The organism is Bradyrhizobium sp. (genome assembly GCF_035309285.1).
Lineage (GTDB): Bacteria > Pseudomonadota > Alphaproteobacteria > Rhizobiales > Xanthobacteraceae > Bradyrhizobium.
Genome location: NZ_DATGFH010000141.1, coordinates 1 through 2,002, shown reverse-complemented (window position 1 = coordinate 2,002; position 2,002 = coordinate 1). Strand labels below are relative to the sequence as shown.

Genomic DNA, 2,002 nt, shown 5'->3' with positions numbered 1-2,002 from the left:
CAGACATCAGGAAGGCGATGCAAGATGCAGGCGTAATCGGCCCTCCGCGAGTACACGTCATTCCGTAATGATGGGGAGCACCAGCCTCGGCAGTCTGGTTCTAGCCACCGGCGGACGATGAATGCGAGGCTCGGTTGCGATAGAAAATCCGCTGTAGCGACCAGCCACGGCGCCGCACCAGGTCATCTAGTCGGCTGTTAAAAAGCCGAGTTGAGCGCCATCGGGATGAAGCGGCTGTGGCCGAGCGCGATCCATAGCAGGCGCAAAAGAAGCCTCAACCAGGTGAGGAGGAGGCGGAGATTGTGGCCGACGGCGCTGAGGATGACGTTGGCGGCGTCGCCGGCAGCGCCTTTGAGGTAGCAGCGACCGAGGTGGCCGTCGGTCTTCATATGACCGATGGCGGCCTCGATGGCGGAGCGGCGCCGTAGTTCGCGTTTGATGCTGCCGAACACGCCGCGCTTTTGGCCGGAGATGAAGACGCGGCACGGGCCTTCGGTTTTGTGGCCGCGATAGCCCTTGTCCACATAGACGCGCTCGACGGCGCGGCCGGTGAGCTGTTCGGTGGCGGCAATGACAGCGCCGAGCGTGTGGCCGTCGTACGGATTGCCGGGCAGCGCCTTGGCGTACAGCACGAATACCCCGCCGGGGGCGCGGCCATTGGTGGTGGTGATCGAGGCTTTGACGCCGAACTCGTAGGGCGCTGCGGCTTTGCCCTTGCCGATGCACTCGACCTCGGGAGCATGGAACGAATAAAGCTTCCAACCGCGCTGGCGCTGCTGCTGCGAGCGGATTTGGCTGGCGCGTGCCAACGGCCATTGAAACACCGCTTCAAGCTGCGGCTGGTCGACGATGTTGCGGCCGATGTCGCGGATAAGGCGGCCGAGCCGAGCACGCAGGAAGCGCAATTGCCGCTGGTGGCGCTTGAACTGTTTGGCATGGGCATAGCGGCCCGCCATCAGGGCGGCGCGTTTGGCGAGCCGCAGATACGATTGGCGCAGCCGCACGCCGTGCTTTTTGGCCAGCCGATTGAGCCCCTTGATGGCGGCATGCAACAGCTTGGCGTCGGTCGGGAAGCTGATCGCCTTGGGCTGCACGGTAGTGTCGACGGTGACCCGCGCCAGGTCCTGGGTGCGCAAGGCGCCGGCCGCATGGGCGATCCGCAAGGTCTCGGCCAACAGCAGCTCCAGCTTGGCGCCGAGCCGGCCGCGCCAATGGGTCAGATCCGAGCGCTCGTGCGGGAAGGCGTGCTGGAAGAACTCCGCGCCGGTGAAGTACTGGAAGTACGGGTCATAGACCCAACGATCGCAGACCTGCTCATCGGACAGCGCAAAGACGTGCTTGAGCAGCAACAACCCGATCACGAACCTCGTGGCGATGCCGGGCCGGCCCTTGTCGCTGAACAACGCCGCGATCTCGCCATCGAGCCACTCCCAGTCGATCTTGCCGGCGAGCTGCACCAGCTCGTGCTTCATGTTGATGATCTGATCGAGCCGGGCCCGGAACAGATCGCCTTCGCCCGTCATCTGCGGCTTCTTTGGTCGCATCGTGCCCTCCGCTGCGACCACCGAATCACGACTTGCGATTCGCGAGAATCCCCAAAATGAAATTGCAAGCTTCCGAGGCTTCGCACCCCGAAATCCTGCAATCTCCAAACCAGCTTCGCCGTCGGAAATCGACTCGCAATCAGCCGCTTAGGCCTTCTTCACGGCCAACTAGTTATGCGCCTGATTGGCAATCATGAATATCAGGTCCGAAGCGGGTTTATTGCGGCGACCCCCGTTCTAACATCCATCTGCGCACATGTCCGTTGAGAAGATCGGCTAGTCCGATCGGGAGCCTATTGAAACTGTGAGGCGCATTCGGGACCAGGATCAGATTCGTATCAACGCCTGCTTGTAACATCTGCTGTTTAAGGAGCAGACCGTCGTCGAGCAATGGATCAGCGGTGCCGACAATGATCAAGGCTGGAGGCAGGTTCGCTAGATCTGCATAGAGTGGTGAA

General features: G+C 62.0%; 2 protein-coding genes. Both read right to left on the bottom strand.

The window, feature by feature from the left end:
• Positions 1-197: 197 nt before the first annotated feature.
• The gene (locus VKR55_RS26425) at positions 198-1,544 is read right to left on the bottom strand and encodes an IS5 family transposase (protein WP_324408020.1); all 1,347 of its coding nucleotides are present in this window, start codon (positions 1,542-1,544) and stop codon (positions 198-200) included.
• Positions 1,545-1,761: 217 nt separating this feature from the next.
• Positions 1,762-2,002, bottom strand: a 241-nt coding sequence (locus VKR55_RS26420) for an alpha/beta hydrolase (protein WP_324408018.1), incomplete at its 5' end; no start/stop codon positions are given.

Bases quoted from the DNA above. Each gene is read 5' to 3' on its own strand.
- VKR55_RS26425 (WP_324408020.1), bottom strand. From the start codon at position 1,544: ATGCGACCAAAGAAGCCGCAGATGACGGGCGAAGGCGATCTGTTCCGG.